This window comes from Paraglaciecola sp. (assembly GCF_039943935.1).
In the GTDB taxonomy this organism is placed as follows: domain Bacteria; phylum Pseudomonadota; class Gammaproteobacteria; order Enterobacterales; family Alteromonadaceae; genus Paraglaciecola.
Genome location: NZ_JBDUZQ010000023.1, coordinates 37,851 through 60,500, shown reverse-complemented (window position 1 = coordinate 60,500; position 22,650 = coordinate 37,851). Strand labels below are relative to the sequence as shown.

Below are 22,650 nucleotides of genomic sequence, written 5' to 3'. Positions count from 1 at the left end.
CTACTTGGAATCATCATGACTGAAATAGCCCGTCCACCTTTGCCACCTTTCACAGAAGAAACTGCTAAGCAAAAAGTTCGCATGGCAGAAGATGGCTGGAATGGCCGTAACCCAGATAAAGTAGTTCTAGCCTATAGTGAGGATACCGTATGGCGCAACCGTAATGAGTTTCCAAAAGGAAGAGAGCAAGCCCATGCATTTTTAGTTAAAAAGTGGGCAACTGAGCACGACTACAGACTAATCAAGGAATTATGGGGGTACACTGCAAATCGCATTGCGGTCAGGTTCGCTTACGAATGGCATAATGATTCAGGCCAATACTATCGCTCATTTGGTAATGAAAACTGGGAATTTGATGCACAAGGTTTAATGCAAAAGCGTTATGCCAGTATTAATGATTTAGCTATAAAGAAATCTGAACGAAAATTTTTATGGCCACTAGGACGCAGACCAGACGAACACCCAAGCCTGAGTGATTTGGGATTATAAAGCGTCTCTTATTTTTCTTTTTTTAAGGGTGACTCGATTTGCATAGCCCCACGACTGACACTGACCCTTACAGAAGGAAATTTAGATGTTTTCCATTTTGGCTTAATCATAGATAGCGGGATTTCTCGCTTTCTGGCCACTATTATATACATGGTAGTTAATGCCGATAAATACTGCTGACACCATAAACTTAACTTAGATGCAGGCTTGAGGTTACGATTAAAAAACAATTCATTAAATAATAAATGTTTAACATCAATAATTTCAAACCCCAAAAGTTGCAACCAATCCTTAACTCTCGCGCAACTAAAATAGCGAGCTTCATGCAAAACATTACCCTTGTTAATGGGTAAATACTTACATAAGCCGCTTATACTAAAAGGATTAAAACCTGTTATCACCACATAACCATTAGGTATAATAGCCCTGTCTACCTCTCGTAATACTTGATGAGGATCGCGAGAAAAGTCCAACTCGTTAGCTAATATAAAAACATCAACACTGTTTTCAGTAATAGGTAACGAAGAGGCTTTAGCAATAATGCTGGAATGGCTAAGACTGTTTGGTGTGATATTAACCTGATGCTTAATAGGGCAAGATTTAAGCTCAATTTCACTACTTAAATTACCAAGCCGCACCAAGTGATAACCAAAAAATGTTCGGCTAATCTCTTCAATCTCAGATTCAATCAAAATTTTTATATCGTCACCCACTGGCAAGTCTCGCCATGATTCTGGGCGACTAGGGCTAGTTGTGATTAACGCCGATTTCATACAATTTATGGTACTCTAAAAATATTAATTTGTTTAGGAGTTACACCGTGAGTTTAGATGTTCATCCCATTTCAGCCTTTGAAGACAATTACATATGGAGCATACACAATCAACAATATTGTGTAGTTGTTGATCCTGGTGATGCAACTCCAGTCATTGAATATTGTAAAGATGAACAATTAACCTTAGTAGCGATACTCATCACACACCACCACAGCGACCACACTGGAGGGATTGACACATTATTACAAAGCTATCCCGATATCCCTGTATACGGGCCTCAAAATCCTAAAATACAACAAATAACCCAACGACTAAAAGACGGCGACCACATCGAACTTCCTCATTTAAAGCATAACTTGTCTGTTATGGAAGTGCCCGGACACACATTAGACCATATAACTTACTATGGCGAAGGCAGCTTATTTTGTGGTGACACACTATTTTCTGCCGGTTGTGGCAGGCTCTTTGAAGGAACTCCGTTACAAATGTTTCAATCGTTAGCAAAATTCACCGCCCTTCCCAGAGAAACTAAAGTATTTTGTACCCATGAATACACGTTAGCCAATATTAAGTTTGCAAAAGCAGTGGAACCAGATAACCAAGCACTTGTCGAATATGAAAATTGGGCAGTACAACAGCGTATCAATAATTTGCCAACCTTACCCTCAACCATAGAAAAGGAGCAAAATATAAACCCATTTTTACGCTGCGATATGAATACAGTAATAACAAGTGTCAGCAAACATAAAGAGGCACTATTAACATCAGAAGAAACAGTATTTGCCTCATTAAGGCATTGGAAAGACAATTTTTAATTAGTAACATAACCAGCTGTCTGTTTACGTATAGCAAACTAGTTGGCTAGAAGTGACAAACAACAAACTAAAAATATAAAGAGAAAACATTGCGTCTATACAAAATTATTCCTGTCATAGTGTTTACCGGCCTCACAGCCTGCCAAACAACCACAAACAATACACAAGATAGTCAGCTTGAAGAAGAACATCAGATTGCCGAAAGAATAGTGGAGTCTTGTGAGCAAGATCACGACAATGTAGAAGGCCATTTTGATTGTGAGTCAGCCAAAGCTGGCACCATCCCTATAACTCATCCCATTGAGACAGTCGAAGTACCCGTTGTAGTGCCAGAAGAAATATTAGAAGCCGCCACAGAGGTTGAGGTTAAGGATGTATGGAAACGAGTACGTAACCAATTAAGTTTTGAATATGAAGATAATAGCCGAATAAAAGCACAACGTAATTGGTATTTAAAACACCCAAGTTACATGAAGCGGGTCGCTAAACGAGCCAAACCTTTTCTATACTTAATAGTTGAACAGCTAGAGCAACAAAACATGCCACTAGAGTTGGCATTGCTTCCCATTGTTGAAAGCGCCTTTGACCCATTTGCCTATTCTCATGGCCGTGCAGCTGGTATGTGGCAATTTATCCCGTCAACAGGTACAAGATTTGGTATGCAGCAAACCTGGTGGTACGACGGCCGCCGTGATGTTATGGCATCAACACAAGGGGCAATAAATTACTTAAACTATCTAGTTAAAATGTTTGATGGCAACTGGCTTCATGCATTAGCAGCTTATAACAGCGGTGAAGGCCGTGTTTTAAGGTCTATTAGAAAAAACAAGAAAAATGGCAGAGCAACTGATTTTTGGCACTTAGATTTACCAAAAGAAACACGAGCATATGTACCGAAATTATTAGCGTTAGCAGATATACTAGGCAACGACGAACAGTATAATTTTGAATGGCCTATCATTGAAAATATCCCTTTCACCCAACAAGTCAATGTTGAGTCACAAATAGATTTAGCATTAGCGGCAGATATGGCAGGCTTAACGGTAAAAGAGCTCCACTCTTTAAACCCAGGTTACAACCGCTGGGCCACCGACCCTGATGGCCCACACACCCTACTTTTACCAATCGACAAGGTTGCTGCTTTCACAGCAAAACTGGCAAAAACTGATAATAAAGACAGACTAAATTGGGTCAGACATAAAGTAAAAAGTGGCGACAGCTTGCTTAAATTAGCAGCTAAATACCACACAACTGCAGACATTATTAGCAAAGTTAACAAGCTTAAAACTAATGTTATTGTAGTGGGTAAACACTTAATTGTGCCTGTAGCATTAAAGTCATTAGATTCTTACTCATTATCCCAAGAGCAACGTTTAGCTACCACTCAATCTAAAAAAAGTGGTACATACAAACTTAACCATATTGTAAAAAGTGGTGACACATTTTGGGATATTAGCCGCAAATACAAAGTCAATCTAAGGCAGTTAGCCAAATGGAATGGCATGGCCCCCACAGACACCTTAAGGCCCGGTAAAGAATTAGTCATTTGGGTGAACCAAGTGGGTAGTCATCAAAACTCAGACGCAGTGATGCGTACTTTAACTTATACAGTTCGTAACGGTGACTCTTTAGCGCGTATAGCAGGCAAGTTCAAAGTAAAAGTAAGTGACTTAAAAAAGTGGAACCAAAGTAAATTAAAAAAATACTTACAACCCGGACAAAAACTCAAGATTTTTGTTGATGTGACTCGTACCTAAAAGGTAATGCTTTGAAATTCCTAGAGCTCAAACTACACCCTCCAGTCGTGTTGTGTATAACGCTGCTCAGCACTTATCTATGTAACCGTTATTTTTCGGTTGCTTTGATACCTGAAGCGTTTCAAGACAGTTATGTTTACGTCGCTACTGTAGGTGTTTTTATTGCAATAACTGGTGTCTGGCAATTTAGACAGGCTAAAACCACACTAGATCCTCACAAACCACATAACACTAACCACTTAGTATCAACGGGTATTTATGGTTTCACTCGTAACCCTATGTATTTAGGAATGGCACTCGTATTATTGGCGGCAATTTTAAAACTTGGAGACTTGTTGGGATTAGTGAACCTTCCTATTTTTGTGCTGTACCTTACCTACTTCCAAGTAAAACCAGAGGAGCGTGCAATAGAGAAACGCTTTGGTGAAGAATACAACCGTTATAAATCCAAGGTTAGACGTTGGCTTTAAGTCGTTACCTTTAAGGCAATAAGCTTTAAGCTACATTGCCTTGTACCGTATTGTTTTATATATCGTCAGTAAAATTAAACCGTAATATTAATTAACGACTCACCATCGGCCAAACCAAAACGTTCTGCTAGTTGTGCAGTAATACTTGAATTATCTGTTTCAGTTTCTGCTTTTTCTTCAAATAAGGTCTCTAAATAATCCACAGCATCAGTTAAATCTAAACTGCTTGAACTGTCTGCTGGAGGTGGAGGGGGTGGACGCTGACCAGACTCAGCAGAGCCTATACCTGCCAGTCCTCCTATTTCTTTTGCATCAAAGCCAACTTCAGCAAGCTTATCAGCAAAAGCAGAGCTTGGAGCGATGCCCGCATCAGAAAATGCTTCAACGATACTTGCAGCATCACTTTCAGTTAAGTTATCTGCATCATAACTGGCTAACGTTTCTTCAATTAGAGATGTTTGGTCATCTGTAAGACTCGATTGGCCACCTGCACCAGGCGGGGAAGGTGGTGGACGAAAGCTTGCACTACCGACTGAATCAACCATATTGTTTTCCTTATTAATTTAACAAAGTAAATGGATGCTATTTCTTAATTAACCCACCTCAATTACCAATCAACCTCGGCTAACAAGTTAAGCGAAGATATGTTACCAATAAACAAACCAGAAAAATGTGCAAACAATGTGTAAACGAAAAGAGAAGTGTTACCGGAAAGAAAAGCCCCGATAATGCTCGGGGCTTAAAGGGTTAGATTAGCCGCGTCTCCATGTTGTGCCACTTGCGCTATCTTCCAATACAATATTTAAGCCATTCAAAGCATCTCGAGCAGCGTCTGCTGCTGCCCAGTCTTTATTAGCACGCGCATCATTTCGAGCTTTTATCAGACCTTCAATTTCAGCAACATCATCTTGCTCACCCGCAGCGGTTCCTTGAAGGAAGTCATTAGGTGATTGCTGCAAAATACCTAAAATATCTGCAAGCTTAATCATCACGCCAGCTAAATCAGCTGCAGCTTGACCTTCTGCTTTATTTACTTCTTTAGCCAAATCGAACAACACCGCAAAAGCTTCTGGCGTATTGAAGTCGTCGTCCATCGCCTGATTAAAACGCTCTTGATAACCCCCAAAAGAAATATCAACATCCACATTAGGACTAACATCTCGAAGCGATGTATATAAACGTTCCAGAGACGCACGAGCTTGCTGTATAAAGCTATCTGAATAACTCAATTGACTGCGATATTGAGCCGACATCAAAAAATAACGAACAGTTTCAGCATCGTATAAATCCAGCACATCGCGAAGAGTGAAAAAGTTACCTAGCGACTTAGACATTTTTTCTTCATTAACCTGTACCATGCCAGTATGCACCCAATAGTTCACATACTGAGTATCAAAGGCACAGCAAGATTGAGCTACTTCATTTTCATGATGAGGGAAAGTTAAATCAGAACCACCACCATGAATATCAAAATGCTCTCCGAGGTGCTTATGATTCATTGCAGAACATTCGATGTGCCAACCTGGGCGACCATGCCCCCAAGGAGACTCCCAGAAAGGTTCGCCAGGCTTGACGGTTTTCCATAAAACAAAGTCTAATGGGTCCCGCTTTTCTGATGCGACTTCAACTCTCGCCCCAGCCTGTAACTGCTCTAAATCTTGACGCCCCAACTTGCCATACTCAGCATAAGTGCTGACTTCAAATAGTACATCACCACTTGGTGCTTGATAGGCATGACCTTTATCAATTAAGCGCTGAATAACATCAATAATCTCAGGCATATGCGTCGTAACACGGGGTTCCACATCAGGCTCAATAAGACCTATAGACGCAAAATCCTCATGCATACTAGCGATGGTTTGCTCAGTAAACTCTGCTGCGTCTATACCTCTTTCATTGGCACGAGCAATTATTTTATCGTCAACGTCTGTAATATTACGGACATACTTAACGTCCAAACCACGAGAGCGCATATAACGCACCATTAGATCAAAGCTTAAATACGTACGTGCATGCCCAACATGACATAAATCATATACTGTGATTCCACATACATACAAACCCACCTTACCTTGCTGCAATGGCTTAAATTGCTCTTTCTGGCGGGTTAAGGTGTTGTATATATGTAACATTTAGTCATTGTCCTATTGTTGAGAGGGCGGTCGAAAAGACGCCATAAAAACGGGATTCTATCATTGAGATACCCTAGCTGCACCAGTCAAATGCTGTTAAAGCCTTAAAAAACTCAGGTATATAGGCTAGAATGCCGCAGTTATTTTTATCTTCATCCTCAAAGGAGCGATTACATGGTTAAAATCCATACAAATTACGGCGTAATTACACTGACACTTTTTGCTGATAAAGCTCCAATTACTGTTGCGAACTTTTTAGATTATGTAAAAGAAGGCTTTTACGACAATACTATTTTTCATAGAGTGATTGATGGCTTCATGATACAAGGTGGCGGGTTTGAACCTGGTATGGAACAAAAAGAAACTAAGGCAACCATTCAAAATGAAGCAAATAATGGCTTAGCCAATAACATAGGTACTGTCGCTATGGCGCGCACTAATGAACCGCACTCAGCTACTGCTCAGTTCTTTATTAACGTGGGTGACAATAGTTTCTTAAACTTCCGCAGCGAAAGTACAGACGGCTGGGGTTATTGCGTATTTGCTGAAGTAACAGACGGTATGGATGTTGTAGAGAAAATCAAAGCGGTATCAACAGGCAACTCAGGCTACCACCAAGATGTACCTGCAGAAGATGTGCTTATTCAAAAAGCCGAAATTATCGATTAATATTGATACGGGGCTTAGTTACTTACTTTGCCCCGTATTCATACTTTTTATCAATTAATGACCTCCCCTTCCTCATTTACTTACTTTATAGCAGATTTACACCTTTCAGCAGACAGGGGTGATATTAATCAATGCTTATTTGAATTTTTAAAAAAACAAGCTCCAAAAGCCGATGCGCTATATGTGCTAGGTGATTTATTCGAAGTTTGGATTGGTGATGATGAACAAAACAGTTTTACTCTAAGTATTGCAGCAGCATTTAAAGCTCTCAGCGGTAAAGGAACGCCTGTTTATTTTATTCACGGTAATCGAGATTTTTTAATCAGGCAAAAATTTGCAGAGCAAGCTGGCTTCACCATTTTACCCGAACAAAAAGTCATTGATTTATATGGCCAACCCACTTTAATTATGCATGGCGACGAACTCTGCACTCAAGATGTTGACTATCAAAAATTTCGCAAAACCGCTCGCTCGTGGTGGTGGCCAAAAATAATGTTGAGCTTACCCCTGAGCATTCGCCGCAAATTAGCCAAAAAGGCCAGAGCCACCAGCAAAAACAAACAAGCTAAACTCACAATGGAAATTATGGATGTTACCCAAGCAGCGGTAATTGCATCTATGCAAGAACACCGCGTACAAAGACTAGTACACGGCCATACCCACCGCCCCGCCATTCATGGATTTGAGTTGAGGGGTCAAAGCGCTGAGCGCATTGTATTAGGTGATTGGTATGAGCAAGGCAGTGTACTTAAAATATCAGCCACGCAAACAGAATTAACCACTATGAGTCTGTAACCTGTTCACCTAATCCGTTTGACCTTTTAGGAGTTGCAAACATCAATGCAACAGCAATCAAGCCACTCGATAAAATTAACACCTGCCACCCCCGGACATTCATATTAAAGGTATACCTAAGTACCGCCAGTAAACCAAAATAACCAATCACAGAGTACTGCACCCACAAGCTAAACCAATTGGCTAAACGGATCTGACTAAAAGACTGCTGTACTCGTACAGCAAAACTCAAACTCAGTATTGCCAAAATTGATACCAACGCCCCTACCAACAAAAATGAGCCCCACACGTATAACTCTGGCCAACCAATTACCTGAGCCGATTTCGCTGGCCCTGACCAAAGTGCATCCCAACTTACAGCTAGAATTAAACCTAACGTCACCATGAGTTGACGCTCGTCACCTTGAGTTTTTGGGTGAGCCAACTCTATAAGTTCACTACGCAAGTAATAAAAAATACAGGTAAAAGCCAATAAGCCTATGAAAGGTTCAATGGCAGGCTGGACTTGGATACTAAAGTAAGTCAGCAAGTAGCCCATCATCGGAAAAATAGTATGGGTAAACGATACCCCTACAATCCAAATGGTCGCTAACCTCACGGTAGACAACTGTTTTACCCTTGCTGCAGTAGCAACCGCCACATCAACACCTATGCCTAATCCCATGAGTAAACTCGCTACAACAAAGTCAAACAATGGGTAGTCCATTATGGTTGCTCTACACGCGTAAAATTGGTTCTGTTTGGATATTGCCAATTTAATCTTAGATCCCATTTATAGCGAAACATTTTATCTAAAGGAGCCACCTCTTCGTCGACATGTTGCAATACATTAGTTGCTTCAGTAATAATTGCATCACGACCAAAGATGTAACTCTGCTCTTTGACAATGGTTAGGTAGGCTTTATTTAAGTCTAATGCACGCCTAGGTGATGGTGTAATCAGCTCAAATACAGATTGAGCCTTAGCTACCTTTTCTGTGTCTACTTTGCCTTCATCATCAAACCAGCGTTGTAGCATTTCTTTGTTTTGGCGAAATTCATCACCGCCACCCACCCGCTCAAAGTAAGTTAAAAACTCTCCTTGTTCTTCACCTATATTAGGGACATCCTGTTGGCTTGCTAAATTTATATATCCCCAACCTTTTGCACCCTCAACTTTACGAGGAAACGAAAACGTTTGATCTAAGGTTGCTCCCAACGTTTTGTGACACCCTGCGCAAAAAGCTAACTCTTGAGAGTTTTGGTGGCGTAACTCGCCTTTGTCATCTTCAATGTAGGCGTTCAGCGTCCACCCCATATTGCTGTTTACCCCTTTATCTCCTAACAAATGCACCTGAGGTAAATTTTCAAAACTCTTCTCTTTGGCTTCTAGATAATACTCAGACGCTAACTCAGCTTTGCTTTTAAAGCTGTGTTTTTTCATGTACCGCACCTCTTTCATACGCTCTGCGTTATAAATCTCTCCATCGTCATCAACACCAATGTAACGGACAGTATGCAAAAACTCGGTATTTTCGGGATATAACAAAGGCGTAAGTGCAATGGATTTAGCATCTCCCACATAGTGAGTTCGAGCCACTAGGGTTTGCACTGCATCTGATAACACACCATCGCCATTCAAATCAGTACCAGCGACCTTTTCAGAAACGGGCACAACCGTAATATACGACGCTTCTTTCATAACCAATTCAACCAATGCCAAATTTGCAAAGTATATATCTTTAGAAAAATGTCCATTGAGCTCACGAAATGCTTTAGGAAGGCGGATCATGGCGTCACCAGTTGAGCCATTAGTAGGCCAAAATGTACTAGGAAAAGGTTTATAATTAAATGCGACCCAAGCACTTCCGTCTGTGGCTAAGCCTTGTTTAGTAAAGGCTTTCTTAGGGGTAGCCAGATTTTCTATCGGCGTAACTTCTCCCGCCCAATTTGGATCATTGGCAAATTTCCGAACAAACTCACTATAGTTATCTTGGCTTATCCATTGTTTAATTGCCTCATCAGATATCCCTGAAATGAGTTGGGTTCTGTCTACAAACAGGTTTTTCCAATGATTGGTCGTACCTAAATCAGAGAACTGATACTCACCCTGTAAATCACCATCATTCATGGTGTTTGGCCTATGTTTTTGATCTTTATATGTTTGGTGACAGGCATAACAAGGATTATTTTCGCCATCGGTTTTGGTGTAGCACTGAGGCGGGATAACAGACTCAGCATTATATACCTCACCGTGCGCAATAAAAGCGGTGGCAGGAATAACATCCCCTTTATTGTAAGGGGCAGTATTACTTGATGAGGCATGTGTAGCAGGCGCAACAAGAGTAGACTCATCAGTCTCCCCAATATGATCTGAACATGCTGCTAAACACCAGACTGACATAAATAATATAATTAGTTTTTGCATGATTAATTCTTGTAGTAGTAAAAATAGCGGAACGAATGTTCCGCTATGATGAAGTAAGTTTATTTACAAACCTTTTGGATCGTACATCCACAATGTGTTGTTCTCTTGGAACCCATCTTCACCAATAATAATGCGACCATCACGCATCACAATAACGTTGTCAGGCTGAGAAAGTTGATCCACATCACAACGCTCAGCGCCGGTTAAGCTAGAACGGTACGTCCCACCCATGACCACAGGCTCAATGCGCGCTAAGTCGTAATTGGCTTCAAGCTTGGCACGGTAAACGCCTCCGCAATCTTTAACTCGGTTAGATAATTGAATATCACCTTCATCATCTGTAAGGGTGTTATCAAGGTCAGCAATGCCCATATACATGTAAGCCGCTGTGACATCTTCACCATCAATAGACTCAACACCGCCTACTGCTTCTAACGCACGGTCATGATTGATACTTATGCCTTCGAGTTTTCTCCATTCAGCAGTCGCCCCTTTCATTTTTGCAGCTTGACGAGACTCTAAAAATGCCGCTCTATTATCCATAGCTTGACCCGCTGTTACCGCACTGCCGCCATCAGCCACAGAAGGATAAGTGGTATCACCATCAGCCCAAGCTTGCACATCAGCTAGGGTCATATAACTGGTTTCACCTTCAACATAGTCACTGGTATCAATACCATCATATTCAGCAATCCACGCCTCTATAGTCGCATTATCACTGGCAGCCAATTCAACCCAAGTTACGTCAAAACCAGTTACAGCTGGGTCAGTTAAGCCCGCATCTTGCGTTAATTTAGCGCCATACAAAGTACCAGAGCTTAAATCTTCATCAGCATCAGCTATAAACTTAAATAACACACCTCCGGTATCATCTTGTGAAGAATATAAGGTACGACGATCTGGCATAACAGTTGAGTTTTCGTGTTCATAACGACCTATCGTAAAGTGCTTAACGACAACTGGCTCGTCAGAAGTAGGCTCAGTGATTTCAGCGATATATCCGTAACGATAAGGGTTTGGAAAATCAGGAGCCGTCAAAGCCTCAAGATTATCAGTGCGGGTGTCATCAGGGTCATTCCAACTAGCGTGGGTAGTTGAATCGACGGTAGAGTTCACAATCCACTCTTCAGACGTTAGGGGGGTACCCCACGGAGATACCGAACCAAAACAGTTCGCAGCGGTTCCTGACACATCATCAAAGTTAACCATCATAGCTTCAGATACTGACCAACTCCCATGTTCATCTTTTTCAATTTTCATACGACTTACGCCACCAGGGTATGACTCCCAGTTAGTGAATAAGTACCCTTCACCTTCACCTGTTGAAACAAACCCATTAAAATCTGGGGCATTGTTCTCAATAATTTTCTCTCCAGAAAAAATACCGTAGTGCACCCCTAACCCACCAGCTAACCCACTATCACCCAGTTCAGAAAAGGTATCGGTGGTTTGCCCAAGTATTTGATATTCACCTAAAGCAGATATAACCACTTGTCGCTCTTCTTCAGTTTCTGGAACAGGCGAATTGACAATCGTTGCAGGTAAATCGTTGAAATTAACACCACGTAAAACGCCTACCGTTCCAGAGTTGTATGGCTTGCCGTTAACATCGTCAGTATGAGTATTGGCGTCTGAAGGGTGTTGAACGTTAAAAAACAAATCACCTTCATCAGTTAAAAATGCCCCCGTAACTTCTGCACCGGTTGGCACGGTAGCTAAACGGGTTAACACTGGCACCGACGCAGCATCTGAACCATCTGCACCACTTGCCCCAGTCACTCCTGTGGCACCAGTTTCACCTGTAGCGCCCGTTGCGCCAATGTCTCCATCATCGCCTTCACAAGCAGATAACCCCACCACTAACGCTAAAGCGATAGCAGAAAATTTAAAGGTTTCCATCATTGTTTTTGTCATTGTTTGGTCTCATTTTAAAATAGTGTTATGAAATTAAATTGTGCGTATGAATGACGTAATAGGATTTGAATCACTCTGCGGACCAGAAGTGTGAAGTAATATTTTGACAGTTTAGTGATACTAAAATGACGATACGCTGACAGAAATATGTCAGATTAGTGACAAGACACTAAATAGCGTTTGGTTGATAATGTCCCCGGCTTCTGCATTTTTCATAGTAAGAAAATGACAATGCACTCCCATCACAAAAACAATAAAAGGAGGTTTACAGCCCAAACTTTGTAATAGGCGCACCCTTTACCCACAAAGGGTATTTGGTCATCACTTTATTAAACATAGGGCTTTGTAAATATTGGTTAAGCCATCTTTTTAAATTTGGGTAAGGTGACTGTAAATACCACTGGCGCTCGACTTTGGCGAACTGCCGAATAAACGGTAAAATAGCAATATCAGCCAAGCTTTCTTTATCATCAATAACATAATGATGGTTACTCAGACGTTTTTCTAAAGCGTTTACAAACTCTTCACACCTTTGGCGACACTCGTGTAAGTTAGTTTCGTGATAACGTTTAGCACATTTATAGGCCTCTAAACGAGACTTAAATTGAAAGTCAAAGTCATGTATCAAGTCTAATATCTCAGTTAATTTAGCAGACTTTTCAAGAGGCAAGTCGCCGCCAGTAACCTCAGACCTCAGCAAGTTGTCAGGATCACTCTCACCTAACGCCCAAAGCATTACATCTAAACTTTCATCAATCACCTTTTGCGTTTGACCATCGGCACCGAGCACTAGCGTAGGCACCGTTCCTTTAGGTGACGCAAGCAGCATTTCCACTGGTTTATTTTTGAGCACCAGATCTCTAAGTTCAACAGGCTGTTTAGACTTATATATCGCAATCCTTGCACGCATGGCGTAAGGGCAGTTTCGTAAAGAATATAAAACAGGAAGGGCCATAAAGACGTGTTCACCTTAAAAATAATGGGAGTAAATAGTAGGCGCATTCAGCACACGTGCATTTTATCGGTATTCATTATCTAAATATACGGGTAAAATCCCCCGCTCAAAATAACCTCAAAAATTTACCTAATTACGATAAGTTGATACATGGATCCTAAAATAGAATTATTAGCCCCAGGTGGTGACGTTGACGCAATTAAAGCGGCAATAATAGCGGGCGCTGATGCCGTGTACTGCGGTTTAGACAACTTTAACGCCCGTAATCGCGCCTCAAATATCTCTTTTGAACAACTTATCGGCATTATTCGCTTGGCACACCAATACCAGTGCCAGATATTCTTAACCTTGAATATCGTTATTTTAGAGCGTGAATTTAAGTCTTTAGCAAACCTATTAAATAAGTTAGCCAATACCACGCTAGATGGCGTGATCGTACAAGACATTGGTATGTTTTATATCTTGAAGAAGCACTTCCCTACTCTAGATATTCACGCATCGACACAACTCACTACCCACAATGTGGGTCAAATTCCTTTTCTTAAAAAACTAGGTGCATCACGTGTAAATTTATCACGGGAGTTGAACTTACGTGAAATCACGGCAGTAAACGCCGTGTGCCAAGAGCAAGACGTACTCACCGAAGTTTTTGTGCATGGTTCGCTATGCGTGGCATTTTCTGGTTTATGTTACTCAACATCCGCCAGTGCCGGTAATTCTGGCAACCGAGGCCGATGTAGCCAAGCATGTCGTGAAGAATACGAAACCACGGAATCAGGCAATAATTTTCCACTCAACTTAAAAGACAATTCAGCGTTTTTCGACTTACCTGCTCTTATTGATGCAGGTGTGCACTCATTTAAAATCGAAGGTCGTATAAAAAGTGCGAGTTACGTGCACACAGTGGTGGATAGTTTTAGAAAACAAATTGATGGATATCTAGAAACAGGCGAACTAACCGAAGACGGCGAGCGTTTATATAAAGTATTCAACCGTGACTTTTCAAATGCTTTCTTACGGGGTGACTTAAATCAGTCTATGTTCACTGAAAACCCTAGAGACAACTCCAAAAATCACGCTCTACAAGCAAACAATGCTATCTCAATTGTTCAAATTCAAACAGTTGAAGAAACACTAGACTTAGAAAAAGCGCAAATGTCGGCATCTGTATCCGAAAAAATAAAACATGTGAGTATCGATAAGCCAGCACTAAGATTAATTTTTTCAGGCAATGTCGGTCAACCACTGACTGTTGAGGTGATCACTAACGATCCTCAGCCATTGATTTCCAGTTCAACACCTACAGAAGCTAGGTTCAATGTACAATCGACATCTGAGCTGACAGCTAACCATAAAACACCGTTAGACCAAGCAGCTTTAGACAAGCGCTTTAAAAATTTCAGCAGTGCCGCATTTGACCTAAAACAAATCTGCACAAAAGGGTTAGCACAACATGTTAGTATTTCGTTCAAAGAGCTTACCTCTATAAAGAACAGCATCGCTTCAATGCTGAACGAAGGTCATAAGCCAGTCACAGAAGTGATACTGCCTAAGTTAGTCAAGCATCCTAAACCTGAACCTAAAAAAGCCAACACGCTGGCGAATTTATCGATTCTTATCTGTGATGAAAAAGACATTGAATTAGCGGATGTGACAGACGCAGATATCTATTTTAAATTACCAGATGCGTACAAACGAGATTGCACAAAATATGTAGGCTTCTTGCAAGATAATCCTAGGTTAATCCCTTGGTTCCCTTCGGTTCTCATTGGCAAAGACTACGATGTAGCTCTAAATATTTTAGAACAAGTACACCCCAAACTGATCGTCACCAACAATACAGGTATCGCACACCGTGCCTATGAGTTAGGTATAAAATGGATTGCAGGCCCCTATTTAAATACCACCAACTCTTATGCCTTATTGGCTATGCAACAGGACTTTGATTGCAGTGGTGCGTTTATTTCAAACGAAATTAATAGAATGCAAATTAATGCTATTGCTAGGCCTAAAGACTTTTCATTGTCTTACAGTGTGTACCACCCTATTTTGTTAATGGCGAGTAGACAATGCTTCTTCCAACAAAGCGTAGGCTGCGAAAAACCAAGAATAGACAACGGCTGCATGTTGTCTTGCGACAAGTCCACCAGCATCACCAACCTAAAAGGTGAATCGTTTGCCATAGACAAACAAAAGGCCGGTTACCCAAGTATTTATAATCAAGACCAGTTTGTGAATACCGAGGTGATAACAGACCTATCAAACATGTTTGATGACTTCATGCTCGACTTAACCAACATTGGCGCAGGAGACAAACAATCACCTGATAAAGCAAACCTTATTGTACAATTTGAACAGTTATTGAGTATCGAAGCAAACACTAGCCACGGGACTTACGACAAGGTTAATCAAACCCTTAGAACATTGGTGCCAGACGCAACAAATGTTCAATATCATAACGGTTTGTAAGATTTAGGAAGTAATCTCATCAACCCTTAAGGTACCTACAACCTTATAGTAGAGATAATGAGTTGCGCCCTCAAATAAGCTATATTCCATAGAGAAATGTGTCTGAATGGCGCAAGCACACGCAAACAAGGTAAGTGTTTTATAGGTCGCAATCAGCAGAGATATTATGGCATTTTTTTATGCTCTCAGAACCATGCGCATCGTCAAAGGTTTGATCAGGGATAGGTGCGTCATATTTTTCAAAGTACTGGTCAATTCTACCGCTCTTGCGATAATCAAGCATCAGGCGCGCTATATCATCATAATGCACCATCAATTTAGAGTGATTGGGTATACTAATGTAATTAGGGTTTTTAAATGTCTCAGTCAAAATTGCTTTATCAAACTGATCCTCAAATAAATGAATATCGTGAGACTTTGAGGTCACCACCACATCTATGCGCCCCCGTTCTAACATGCCCAATAATTGTTTACTTTCACTAACGGCCGTGAGACGTGATATATCCAACGTAGTGAAGGTCGGAGAATAAAACACGCCTCTTATCATCCCTACATTGACTTTTTCGAGCTCTTCATAAGAGCTAATGTCAAACTTAAAACTGGGAGACTTATAAAAAGCCAAAGTTCTAAACTCATCCTTATACTTAATTTCATTAAGGTAGTACTGCCGCTCTGGAGTCATCGAATGCCTGATTAATAAATCAACCTCTCCTTTTTGTGCATCAATAAGTGACCGTCCCCAAGGAACCTTTTGCCATTTAATTTTCAGGCCAAGTTCAGTGACAATATCAGATACTAAGTCAGCTACTATTCCAGTGCACTTACCATTTTCAAAATAGATGTCAGGCGGGTAATTGCGACAATGACCAACATAGTATTTGGCAGACGCAAGCACAGGTAAAGGCAATACCCAAATTAAAACAATTAATAAAACAGAAATTTTATTTTTCATCTCAACTCACTAGTAGTTTCACGATAAGTCTGAATTCGGACAGTGGGCCTACGCAAAATATCATTCAAACCGGTAAATAAGTATACCCTTATATATCTTCCTGACAAAACAACTATTAAGTAGAAGTCCATTAAATACTGGCACAAATCATATAACCTAAGCAATGAATACGTTACAAATACATCCGCGCCATTTTTCGCCAGTAGTGTCCTTGATGAGCTCGGTCATCCCATTGATGTAAGGTATGACCAATTCCTTTGTCTGTCAGCAAAGCACTCATTTGCAAATTGTTACTCAAAAAAGGGTCTTCACGGCCAATCACCATAATAATATCCATATTTCGCAGTGCGGTAAGTTTTTGCTCACACGCTAAGTTAGGTAAGAAGTGTGACGGCGTATGAAAATACACATCATCATTGTAAAACCCCGAGAACAAATCACCGAAATACTCAACTTCTAGGGTTAAATCAAAGCGCCCACTAAACGCACAAAGCTTGCTAAATAAATGAGGGTGGCGAAGCGCAATATTGGCAGCATGAAACGCACCAAGGCTGCACCCATGGCTAATAGTACAAGGATTAGTGTTTACATTATCCATCAACGGAAATACTTCATTCAAAATGTATTCTTCGTATTGAATATGTCGTTGAATGCGCCACACGGGCTCAGCCCAGCTGCAATATAGACTCTCGGCATCAATACTATCAACGCAAAATAGCTGTAAATGTCCGTCTTCTATTTTGTCTCGAATTTGGTCAAGTATTCGTAGGTCTTCATATTCATAAAAACGTGCAAAACGAGTGGGAAAAACCAACACCCTAGCGCCAGCATGTCCATATACCAATAATTCCATATCCCTCTGCAAGCGAGGGCTCCACCACTTGTGATACTCGCGCTTCATCTAGCACTCACCTCTATGTTGAACATCTTGTATATTCAATTCGAGTAATGGCCTACTGTACCCAGTAACTACTTGGCTTATCTCACTTAACTAAAAAAATCTGATAACGCTATAATAAGCTCTCTAGATTGCTCAGCTTGGCTTGGATAACTATCGTGCCCAGCCTCTAAAACAAACAAGTGTTTTTCGCTTTGTACTTCGTTATAAATAGCAAACTGCCCTGGTGGCGTCACCACTGAGTCTCGCAAAGCCAACGCAAAATGAACGGGCACTATCACGTTTGCTGCAGCAAAAGCAGCATCATAATATCTAAGGGTGCGGATAAGTTTAATCGGCTCTCTTTTATAAAAGTCTTGTATAGATTTACCGCTACCATGGGTGGCAATACGTAACCGTAATTGATGATGCCCAAAAGTAGGTACATTAAAATGGGCTTTAGCAATTCTGTTATCTTGAGCAAGGGCCAGTATCCCTACTCCGCCGCTAAAGCTCATACCTAGCAAGTTAATGCCACCTGTAATATCAGGATAAAGCTGTTTGATAACAGAGACCGACAACCACACGTCTTCAACACACCCACGAATAATGTAACGATCTTTTTTATCAATATCATGAAGCACATGCCAATAAGGCTCTTGAGAAATAGGCGGTGCCGCACTACGAGAAATACCACGACTACACGGAAAATATATCACCCCATCGTCAAACGGCAAGTCAAAGTCAGGGCCATCACGCCCAGCGTATCCATGCCCCACAATAAACGCCCTTCTAATGGGTTTATCAACAGGGACTAACAGCCACCCCCAAATTGTTATGCCATGAGTTGATTGAAACGACACATCATATACTTTCCAGTTTTTATGGCGCTTACCAGTATCGTATACCACAGGGTTTGGGGTTAAATTTACCGCTTCGCTATACGCATGCTGCCAAAATTCATCAAAGTCTTTAGGGCGATGAGTAGCAGAAACGTTCAGTAAACTATCTATGGGATAAGACCCAAAAGGGTCATTATCGAGTATCGATTTCAATATAAATCATGCTTAGTAGTCAGGCCTTATACACAGATGAAACAACGAACCTCTAACAAAGTAAATCCTTTATTGTTTAAAAAATAACAAATTTCACTTGACCCCATTGATTACAAGTGTAATCTAAATACAAAGACTACAACTGTAATCACTAAAATGAAAGATATCACTAAAACCGAATTTGAAGTACTCGAAGCCTTGTGGGAACAGTCACCCGCTTCTGCACAAGAGATTATTACTCGCTTAAACACCAAAAATACATGGCATGACAAAACAGTTAAAACCCTATTGAGCCGCCTAGTAAAAAAACAAGCAATAGACTTTGAAAAACAGCAACGCAGTTATTTGTACTTCCCGCTTTTTGCACGGGATGAATACGTTATCAAAGAAAGCGAAAGCTTAGTCAGTCGCTTATTTAAAGGCCGTGTTGCCCCCTTGGTGGCAGGTTTTGCTGATAGCGACGCTTTATCAAAAACTGATATTGATGAATTAAAGGCACTCATAGCAAAGTGGGAACAAGACAATGATTAACTGGTTATGGGAGCAACAAGCAGTTATTTGCTTTACCTTGCTTTTACTTATTATTGCAGAAGCTAAAGCCATCAAAACGTTAGGTGCAAATACAGTCTATTCTCTGTGGCTTATTCTGCCATTATGTTTAATCGCCAATAACCTGCCACAGGATATTGTTGCCATAGATGACAATTCTATGTATCGATACTTAGTTGAATTAGATGGGACGAATACTAAGGTCAATCTAGACGTTAACTGGGCATGGATTTGGGCCATAGGTATGAGTATTATTTTGTGCCTAGGGGGCATTTCTCAATGGAAAATTCAGCGTTTACCTAAGACAAAATCCGATCCTAGTAGTTTTAATATCAATTTACCCAAAGCCTTGTCAGTCCATACCAACACCCAGTTATCCGGTCCCATATTAAGTGGCCTAATTAGACCAATGTTACTTATTCCAGAAGGGTTTAGAGTTAAATTTACACCTAATCAACAACAACTGATGTTAACTCACGAGCTGGTCCACTATCAGCGTAAAGACAATTTTTACAACTTACTCGCTTTAATATTTGTTGCGGTATTTTGGTTCAACCCTCTCAGCTGGTTAGCGTATCGAGCTTTTAGACGTAATCAAGAACTTGCCTGCGACGAAACCGTATTAAAAGACAGAAAAATAGAAGACAAAATTAGCTATAGCAAAGCACTACTATTTTGTGCTGAGCATTCAAGACATAGCTTTTCAATTTATTCACCCTATGGAGAAAAAAACAGTATGCAAAAACGTATCAAAAACATTCAACATACTAGCGTTGCCAAACCAGCTCTAGTTGGCTTAGTTATCGCTCTTAGTAGTATTTTAATAGGTGGAGTGGCCTTTGCTAATATTGCTGATAGCAGTCATTCAGTTAGAAAACTCTACACAGCACAACCCGTTATTAGAATAGAGCCTAAATATCCAGTTGAAGCCGCTAGAAATGGAGTTGAAGGACACGTCATTTTTGGATTTGATATTGCTAAGGATGGATCAACAGATAATATCAAGGTACTTGAATCAATTCCGGAAGGCATGTTCGATAAAGTAGCAATGCATGCTCTTAACCAATGGGTGTATAAACCCCGCATTCAAGGAGGGAAAGCACAGAGACAAACTAATCTAAAAGTACAATTAGATTTTAGAATGGGCCCACCAGACACAAAGAAAAAAACAGTTAAAAACTCTAAGCCTAGATTAGATGCAAAAGCGATTCAAACTGCACAACTAGAGAAAGTTAGAGTTCAATCTAAATAACTAGCAATCAATAAGAGCCGTTACTATTATGAAATTTTTATGTGTGGCTTTATAATTTTGTAGCTTATTACTTTCTGGATGCACTCAAACAACAGTGCATCTTTATTCTCGATACCTGTCAACTAACCAAGTTCAAAATAATCGAGACTTACAATCAGGAACCTGGAAAATCACTCATTACCCTTACATAGAGCTGCGTTCAAGTAATGAAGAGTGGGTTTTCTACTTCAAGGTTAAGTATCATGTAGAGCAAGATATTGTGGGGAAGATACAAATGTACGAGCTTTATCCGGTAGACAACTATTCTGTTTTTGAACACTGCACATTCATAACCGGCGTTCGTCATTAACATCACACTACATTATAAAAAATAGCTAACGTCGCGCCGTTTACCTTTAGTTATGTGCAGATATATGGCAGATTGAGAGGTGCGCATTTAATCGTTATTTTAAGGCATTTTTTTGTTATCACTTGAGAATATCAGCCATCGCTTTTCAGACCACTCTTTGTTTTCTAACATCACCTTGCAGATTACAGAGCCTAGGGTATTAATCACTGGGAGTAATGGCAGCGGCAAAACCACCTTACTCATGATAGCTGCTGGGTTGATTTCTCCTACATCAGGAACAGCCAACTTTAATGGACAAGCGGTTAAGCGGCTTGATGTGAAAAAACAGATTGGTATTAGCGCCAATAAAATAGTGCTACCAGAGTTTTATACCGTACGTGAATTCTTGCAGTTTCACTGCGATCAATTTGGTTGTGCATTAGATGACTATTGGCTACACGCCTTTGGGCTTGATGTTTTTTTACAGACTAAAGTGAGCGACTTATCACTCGGTAATCATAAAAAGCTAAGTTTACTGACAGCCATTTTACATAAACCCAAGCTGCTTTTATTAGACGAGCCAACCAACGGGTTAGACACCCAAGCCAGAACCGCTTTAGATAGTTTATTTAAGGGCTATACCGGTCAAATCATTATAGCCAGCCATGACGTTATTCACGATGCTAATTATTTTGAACGCCATATTAATCTCAATGATGAAACAACTGAGCAAGTATGAATTACTGGCGTTTTAGATTAAGGGTGTACCGTAGCGCGTTATATCAGTTGCTCGACAGCATCAAGCAAATCAGTTTTGGGTTAGTGGCGTTGTTCCCTTTAGCTATGCCGGCACTGGTGCTGATCCCACTGTTAGCGTTAAACGTATTGGCCGACCCTAATGCCGATAATCCATTATATTTTTCAACATTATGGGGATATTTGCTGTTCGCTTATAGTTGGGTCGCAATGCAAAGAGATGGCATTACTGCCCATCATTACCGCCTTTACGACCTAAGCTTACCCATTACACTGCGCACAAGACAATTAACAGAGCTGGGGATCACCCTTTATGCCGCCAACTTGTTAGTACTTGGGCCGTTTTTATTGCTGTGTTTTATGTTAACTCAACATACCGAAGAAATATTCTCGCAGCCTTTATCGGTTACTAGCATACAGTTAATGCCCATTTTTGGCTTAACCCTGCTAACAGGTTATTACTGTTTACGTGCAGTACAACAAAAACTACCTTGGTTGAGTTTGTTAGTGATGCCTGTGATAGGGCTATATTTTGCTGACGTTGTGGCAAAATTCTATTGGCTGGGGATCTGGTTGGCGGATATAGTAATTGAGCGTTACATACCTATAAACAGATTATCACTTGGCGACTTTCCTAAAGGTATTTGGCGGTTTTATTTACAAGCTGATGTATCGCAGGCCAAGCAAAATTTAATACGCTACGTGGCCATTATCTTATTGTTGATTATTGCAGATATCTGCACCCAAAGTGTTAAGCCCACAGTGCAGCCCTATGTGGGGAGCTTTTTCAGTTTTGTGTTTGGCATTTTACTCGCGACAAAGTTATTAGATATATTGCGGCTTAGAAAAACTTACCAATTTTACTTAGCTTATACTCCCGAGAGTAACACTCTGCAGTTATGTTATGGGTTGATTTACTGCTTACTTTATACAAGCCTCGCACTATTGTTGCTGGTGTTATTTGCTGTATTTGACTCGCAGCAATGGTTATTTTTAGTGATTTTTTACCTAAGTACCCAAGCGGGCATTTTAACCATATCTAAGTATTATTTAGTGCTCCCCATTTGCACTGCAATTATCCTGTGGCTGATATTATGATTAGCCGTCACCTCTAAAAAAGCCGTTACCTAGCGGTGAACTAACTAAATTTTGAGGTGAATAAATTTTAGTGTAAAAGTTGTGTAAAGTGCTTCTGCGAAACTTAATATTCTTATATTCTAGTGGTTGATATTTA

General features: G+C 40.5%; 22 protein-coding genes. 12 read left to right on the top strand and 10 right to left on the bottom strand.

Translation table 11 applies throughout. The features are described 5' to 3' along the window. The first annotated feature begins 15 nt into the window (after window positions 1–15). The gene (locus ABJD71_RS15140; protein WP_348171182.1) at window positions 16–489 is read left to right on the top strand and encodes a nuclear transport factor 2 family protein; all 474 of its coding nucleotides are present in this window, start codon (window positions 16–18) and stop codon (window positions 487–489) included. An 8-nt stretch (window positions 490–497) separates the two neighbouring features. Here the strand turns inward: ABJD71_RS15140 and ABJD71_RS15135 are convergent, their stop codons facing one another. Beyond that, a complete protein-coding gene (locus tag ABJD71_RS15135; RefSeq protein ID WP_348171179.1) occupies window positions 498–1,262 on the bottom strand; it encodes a methyltransferase domain-containing protein in 765 nt (254 codons plus the stop codon). A gap of 47 nt (window positions 1,263–1,309) precedes the next feature. Here ABJD71_RS15135 and gloB point away from each other — a divergent pair, with 47 nt between their 5' ends. The 3 genes from gloB (at window position 1,310) to ABJD71_RS15120 (ending at window position 4,307) form a co-directional block, all read left to right on the top strand. After that, the gene (gene gloB, locus ABJD71_RS15130; protein WP_348171175.1) at window positions 1,310–2,080 is read left to right on the top strand and encodes a hydroxyacylglutathione hydrolase; all 771 of its coding nucleotides are present in this window, start codon (window positions 1,310–1,312) and stop codon (window positions 2,078–2,080) included. Between the two features lie 89 nt (window positions 2,081–2,169). Further along, a complete protein-coding gene (locus ABJD71_RS15125; RefSeq protein ID WP_348171172.1) occupies window positions 2,170–3,837 on the top strand; it encodes a LysM peptidoglycan-binding domain-containing protein in 1,668 nt (555 codons plus the stop codon). An 11-nt stretch (window positions 3,838–3,848) separates the two neighbouring features. Then, a complete protein-coding gene (locus ABJD71_RS15120) occupies window positions 3,849–4,307 on the top strand; it encodes an isoprenylcysteine carboxylmethyltransferase family protein (protein ID WP_348171169.1) in 459 nt (152 codons plus the stop codon). A gap of 74 nt (window positions 4,308–4,381) precedes the next feature. On the opposite strand, the gene ABJD71_RS15115 is transcribed toward ABJD71_RS15120, so the two are convergent. Both ABJD71_RS15115 and cysS read right to left on the bottom strand, forming a co-directional pair. Beyond that, on the bottom strand, window positions 4,382–4,852 hold the full coding sequence (locus ABJD71_RS15115) for a hypothetical protein (protein ID WP_348171166.1): 471 nt from the start codon (window positions 4,850–4,852) through the stop codon (window positions 4,382–4,384). A 207-nt stretch (window positions 4,853–5,059) separates the two neighbouring features. Continuing rightward, window positions 5,060–6,439: a cysteine--tRNA ligase gene (gene cysS / locus ABJD71_RS15110; RefSeq protein WP_348171163.1), complete on the bottom strand. Its 1,380-nt coding sequence runs from the start codon at window positions 6,437–6,439 to the stop codon at window positions 5,060–5,062. Between the two features lie 174 nt (window positions 6,440–6,613). Here cysS and ABJD71_RS15105 point away from each other — a divergent pair, with 174 nt between their 5' ends. Together ABJD71_RS15105 and lpxH are read left to right on the top strand one after the other, a co-directional pair. Then, window positions 6,614–7,108: a peptidylprolyl isomerase gene (locus ABJD71_RS15105; RefSeq protein WP_348171160.1), complete on the top strand. Its 495-nt coding sequence runs from the start codon at window positions 6,614–6,616 to the stop codon at window positions 7,106–7,108. A gap of 57 nt (window positions 7,109–7,165) precedes the next feature. After that, window positions 7,166–7,903, top strand: coding sequence for a UDP-2,3-diacylglucosamine diphosphatase (gene lpxH / locus ABJD71_RS15100; RefSeq protein ID WP_348171944.1), 738 nt, complete (start codon window positions 7,166–7,168; stop codon window positions 7,901–7,903). On the opposite strand, the gene ABJD71_RS15095 is transcribed toward lpxH, so the two are convergent. From ABJD71_RS15095 to ABJD71_RS15080, 4 genes are all read right to left on the bottom strand, one after another. Then, entirely contained in the window at window positions 7,890–8,609 is a 720-nt protein-coding gene (locus ABJD71_RS15095; protein ID WP_348171157.1) for a hypothetical protein, read from the bottom strand. The genes lpxH and ABJD71_RS15095 overlap by 14 nt on opposite strands. Next, window positions 8,609–10,309 (bottom strand): hypothetical protein, encoded by a 1,701-nt coding sequence (locus tag ABJD71_RS15090; protein ID WP_348171154.1) that lies wholly within the window; start codon window positions 10,307–10,309, stop codon window positions 8,609–8,611. The genes ABJD71_RS15095 and ABJD71_RS15090 overlap by 1 nt, the downstream gene beginning before the upstream one ends. A gap of 63 nt (window positions 10,310–10,372) precedes the next feature. Further along, window positions 10,373–12,223, bottom strand: coding sequence for an alkaline phosphatase PhoX (locus ABJD71_RS15085; RefSeq protein ID WP_348171152.1), 1,851 nt, complete (start codon window positions 12,221–12,223; stop codon window positions 10,373–10,375). A gap of 265 nt (window positions 12,224–12,488) precedes the next feature. Continuing rightward, complete coding sequence (locus ABJD71_RS15080; protein ID WP_348171149.1) at window positions 12,489–13,178, bottom strand: glutathione S-transferase; 690 nt, start codon at window positions 13,176–13,178, stop codon at window positions 12,489–12,491. A 150-nt stretch (window positions 13,179–13,328) separates the two neighbouring features. Here ABJD71_RS15080 and ABJD71_RS15075 point away from each other — a divergent pair, with 150 nt between their 5' ends. Beyond that, window positions 13,329–15,647 carry a peptidase U32 family protein gene (locus ABJD71_RS15075; protein ID WP_348171146.1) on the top strand — a complete coding sequence of 773 codons (2,319 nt, stop codon included), beginning with the start codon at window positions 13,329–13,331 and terminating at the stop codon, window positions 15,645–15,647. 139 nt (window positions 15,648–15,786) lie between these two features. Here ABJD71_RS15075 and ABJD71_RS15070 read toward each other — a convergent pair whose 3' ends face one another. The 3 genes from ABJD71_RS15070 to ABJD71_RS15060 form a co-directional block, all read right to left on the bottom strand. Then, a complete protein-coding gene (locus ABJD71_RS15070; RefSeq protein WP_348171144.1) occupies window positions 15,787–16,599 on the bottom strand; it encodes a transporter substrate-binding domain-containing protein in 813 nt (270 codons plus the stop codon). A gap of 172 nt (window positions 16,600–16,771) precedes the next feature. Then, the gene (locus ABJD71_RS15065) at window positions 16,772–17,500 is read right to left on the bottom strand and encodes an alpha/beta hydrolase-fold protein (protein ID WP_348171141.1); all 729 of its coding nucleotides are present in this window, start codon (window positions 17,498–17,500) and stop codon (window positions 16,772–16,774) included. An 86-nt stretch (window positions 17,501–17,586) separates the two neighbouring features. Beyond that, window positions 17,587–18,531 carry an acetylxylan esterase gene (locus ABJD71_RS15060; protein WP_348171138.1) on the bottom strand — a complete coding sequence of 315 codons (945 nt, stop codon included), beginning with the start codon at window positions 18,529–18,531 and terminating at the stop codon, window positions 17,587–17,589. A 156-nt stretch (window positions 18,532–18,687) separates the two neighbouring features. On the opposite strand from ABJD71_RS15060, the gene ABJD71_RS15055 reads away from it, so the two are divergent. From ABJD71_RS15055 to ABJD71_RS15035, 5 genes are all read left to right on the top strand, one after another. Then, window positions 18,688–19,062, top strand: a complete 375-nt coding sequence (locus tag ABJD71_RS15055) for a BlaI/MecI/CopY family transcriptional regulator (protein WP_348171135.1) — start codon at window positions 18,688–18,690, stop codon at window positions 19,060–19,062. Then, entirely contained in the window at window positions 19,055–20,332 is a 1,278-nt protein-coding gene (locus ABJD71_RS15050) for a M56 family metallopeptidase (protein ID WP_348171132.1), read from the top strand. The genes ABJD71_RS15055 and ABJD71_RS15050 overlap by 8 nt, the downstream gene beginning before the upstream one ends. A gap of 94 nt (window positions 20,333–20,426) precedes the next feature. Continuing rightward, on the top strand, window positions 20,427–20,681 hold the full coding sequence (locus ABJD71_RS15045) for a hypothetical protein (protein WP_348171129.1): 255 nt from the start codon (window positions 20,427–20,429) through the stop codon (window positions 20,679–20,681). A 112-nt stretch (window positions 20,682–20,793) separates the two neighbouring features. Then, window positions 20,794–21,399 (top strand): ABC transporter ATP-binding protein, encoded by a 606-nt coding sequence (locus ABJD71_RS15040; protein WP_348171126.1) that lies wholly within the window; start codon window positions 20,794–20,796, stop codon window positions 21,397–21,399. Further along, entirely contained in the window at window positions 21,396–22,514 is a 1,119-nt protein-coding gene (locus ABJD71_RS15035) for a DUF6136 family protein (RefSeq protein ID WP_348171123.1), read from the top strand. The genes ABJD71_RS15040 and ABJD71_RS15035 overlap by 4 nt, the downstream gene beginning before the upstream one ends. Window positions 22,515–22,650 lie beyond the last annotated feature (136 nt).

Bases quoted from the DNA above. Each gene is read 5' to 3' on its own strand.
- lpxH (WP_348171944.1), top strand. From the start codon at position 7,166: ATGACCTCCCCTTCCTCATTTACTTACTTTATAGCAGATTTACACCTT.
- ABJD71_RS15140 (WP_348171182.1), top strand. From the start codon at position 16: ATGACTGAAATAGCCCGTCCACCTTTGCCACCTTTCACAGAAGAAACT.
- ABJD71_RS15090 (WP_348171154.1), bottom strand. From the start codon at position 10,309: ATGCAAAAACTAATTATATTATTTATGTCAGTCTGGTGTTTAGCAGCA.
- ABJD71_RS15075 (WP_348171146.1), top strand. From the start codon at position 13,329: ATGGATCCTAAAATAGAATTATTAGCCCCAGGTGGTGACGTTGACGCA.
- ABJD71_RS15055 (WP_348171135.1), top strand. From the start codon at position 18,688: ATGAAAGATATCACTAAAACCGAATTTGAAGTACTCGAAGCCTTGTGG.
- ABJD71_RS15095 (WP_348171157.1), bottom strand. From the start codon at position 8,609: ATGGACTACCCATTGTTTGACTTTGTTGTAGCGAGTTTACTCATGGGA.
- ABJD71_RS15115 (WP_348171166.1), bottom strand. From the start codon at position 4,852: ATGGTTGATTCAGTCGGTAGTGCAAGCTTTCGTCCACCACCTTCCCCG.
- ABJD71_RS15065 (WP_348171141.1), bottom strand. From the start codon at position 17,500: ATGAAGCGCGAGTATCACAAGTGGTGGAGCCCTCGCTTGCAGAGGGAT.
- ABJD71_RS15080 (WP_348171149.1), bottom strand. From the start codon at position 13,178: ATGGCCCTTCCTGTTTTATATTCTTTACGAAACTGCCCTTACGCCATG.
- ABJD71_RS15035 (WP_348171123.1), top strand. From the start codon at position 21,396: ATGAATTACTGGCGTTTTAGATTAAGGGTGTACCGTAGCGCGTTATAT.
- ABJD71_RS15105 (WP_348171160.1), top strand. From the start codon at position 6,614: ATGGTTAAAATCCATACAAATTACGGCGTAATTACACTGACACTTTTT.
- ABJD71_RS15085 (WP_348171152.1), bottom strand. From the start codon at position 12,223: ATGACAAAAACAATGATGGAAACCTTTAAATTTTCTGCTATCGCTTTA.
- ABJD71_RS15050 (WP_348171132.1), top strand. From the start codon at position 19,055: ATGATTAACTGGTTATGGGAGCAACAAGCAGTTATTTGCTTTACCTTG.
- cysS (WP_348171163.1), bottom strand. From the start codon at position 6,439: ATGTTACATATATACAACACCTTAACCCGCCAGAAAGAGCAATTTAAG.
- ABJD71_RS15070 (WP_348171144.1), bottom strand. From the start codon at position 16,599: ATGAAAAATAAAATTTCTGTTTTATTAATTGTTTTAATTTGGGTATTG.
- ABJD71_RS15135 (WP_348171179.1), bottom strand. From the start codon at position 1,262: ATGAAATCGGCGTTAATCACAACTAGCCCTAGTCGCCCAGAATCATGG.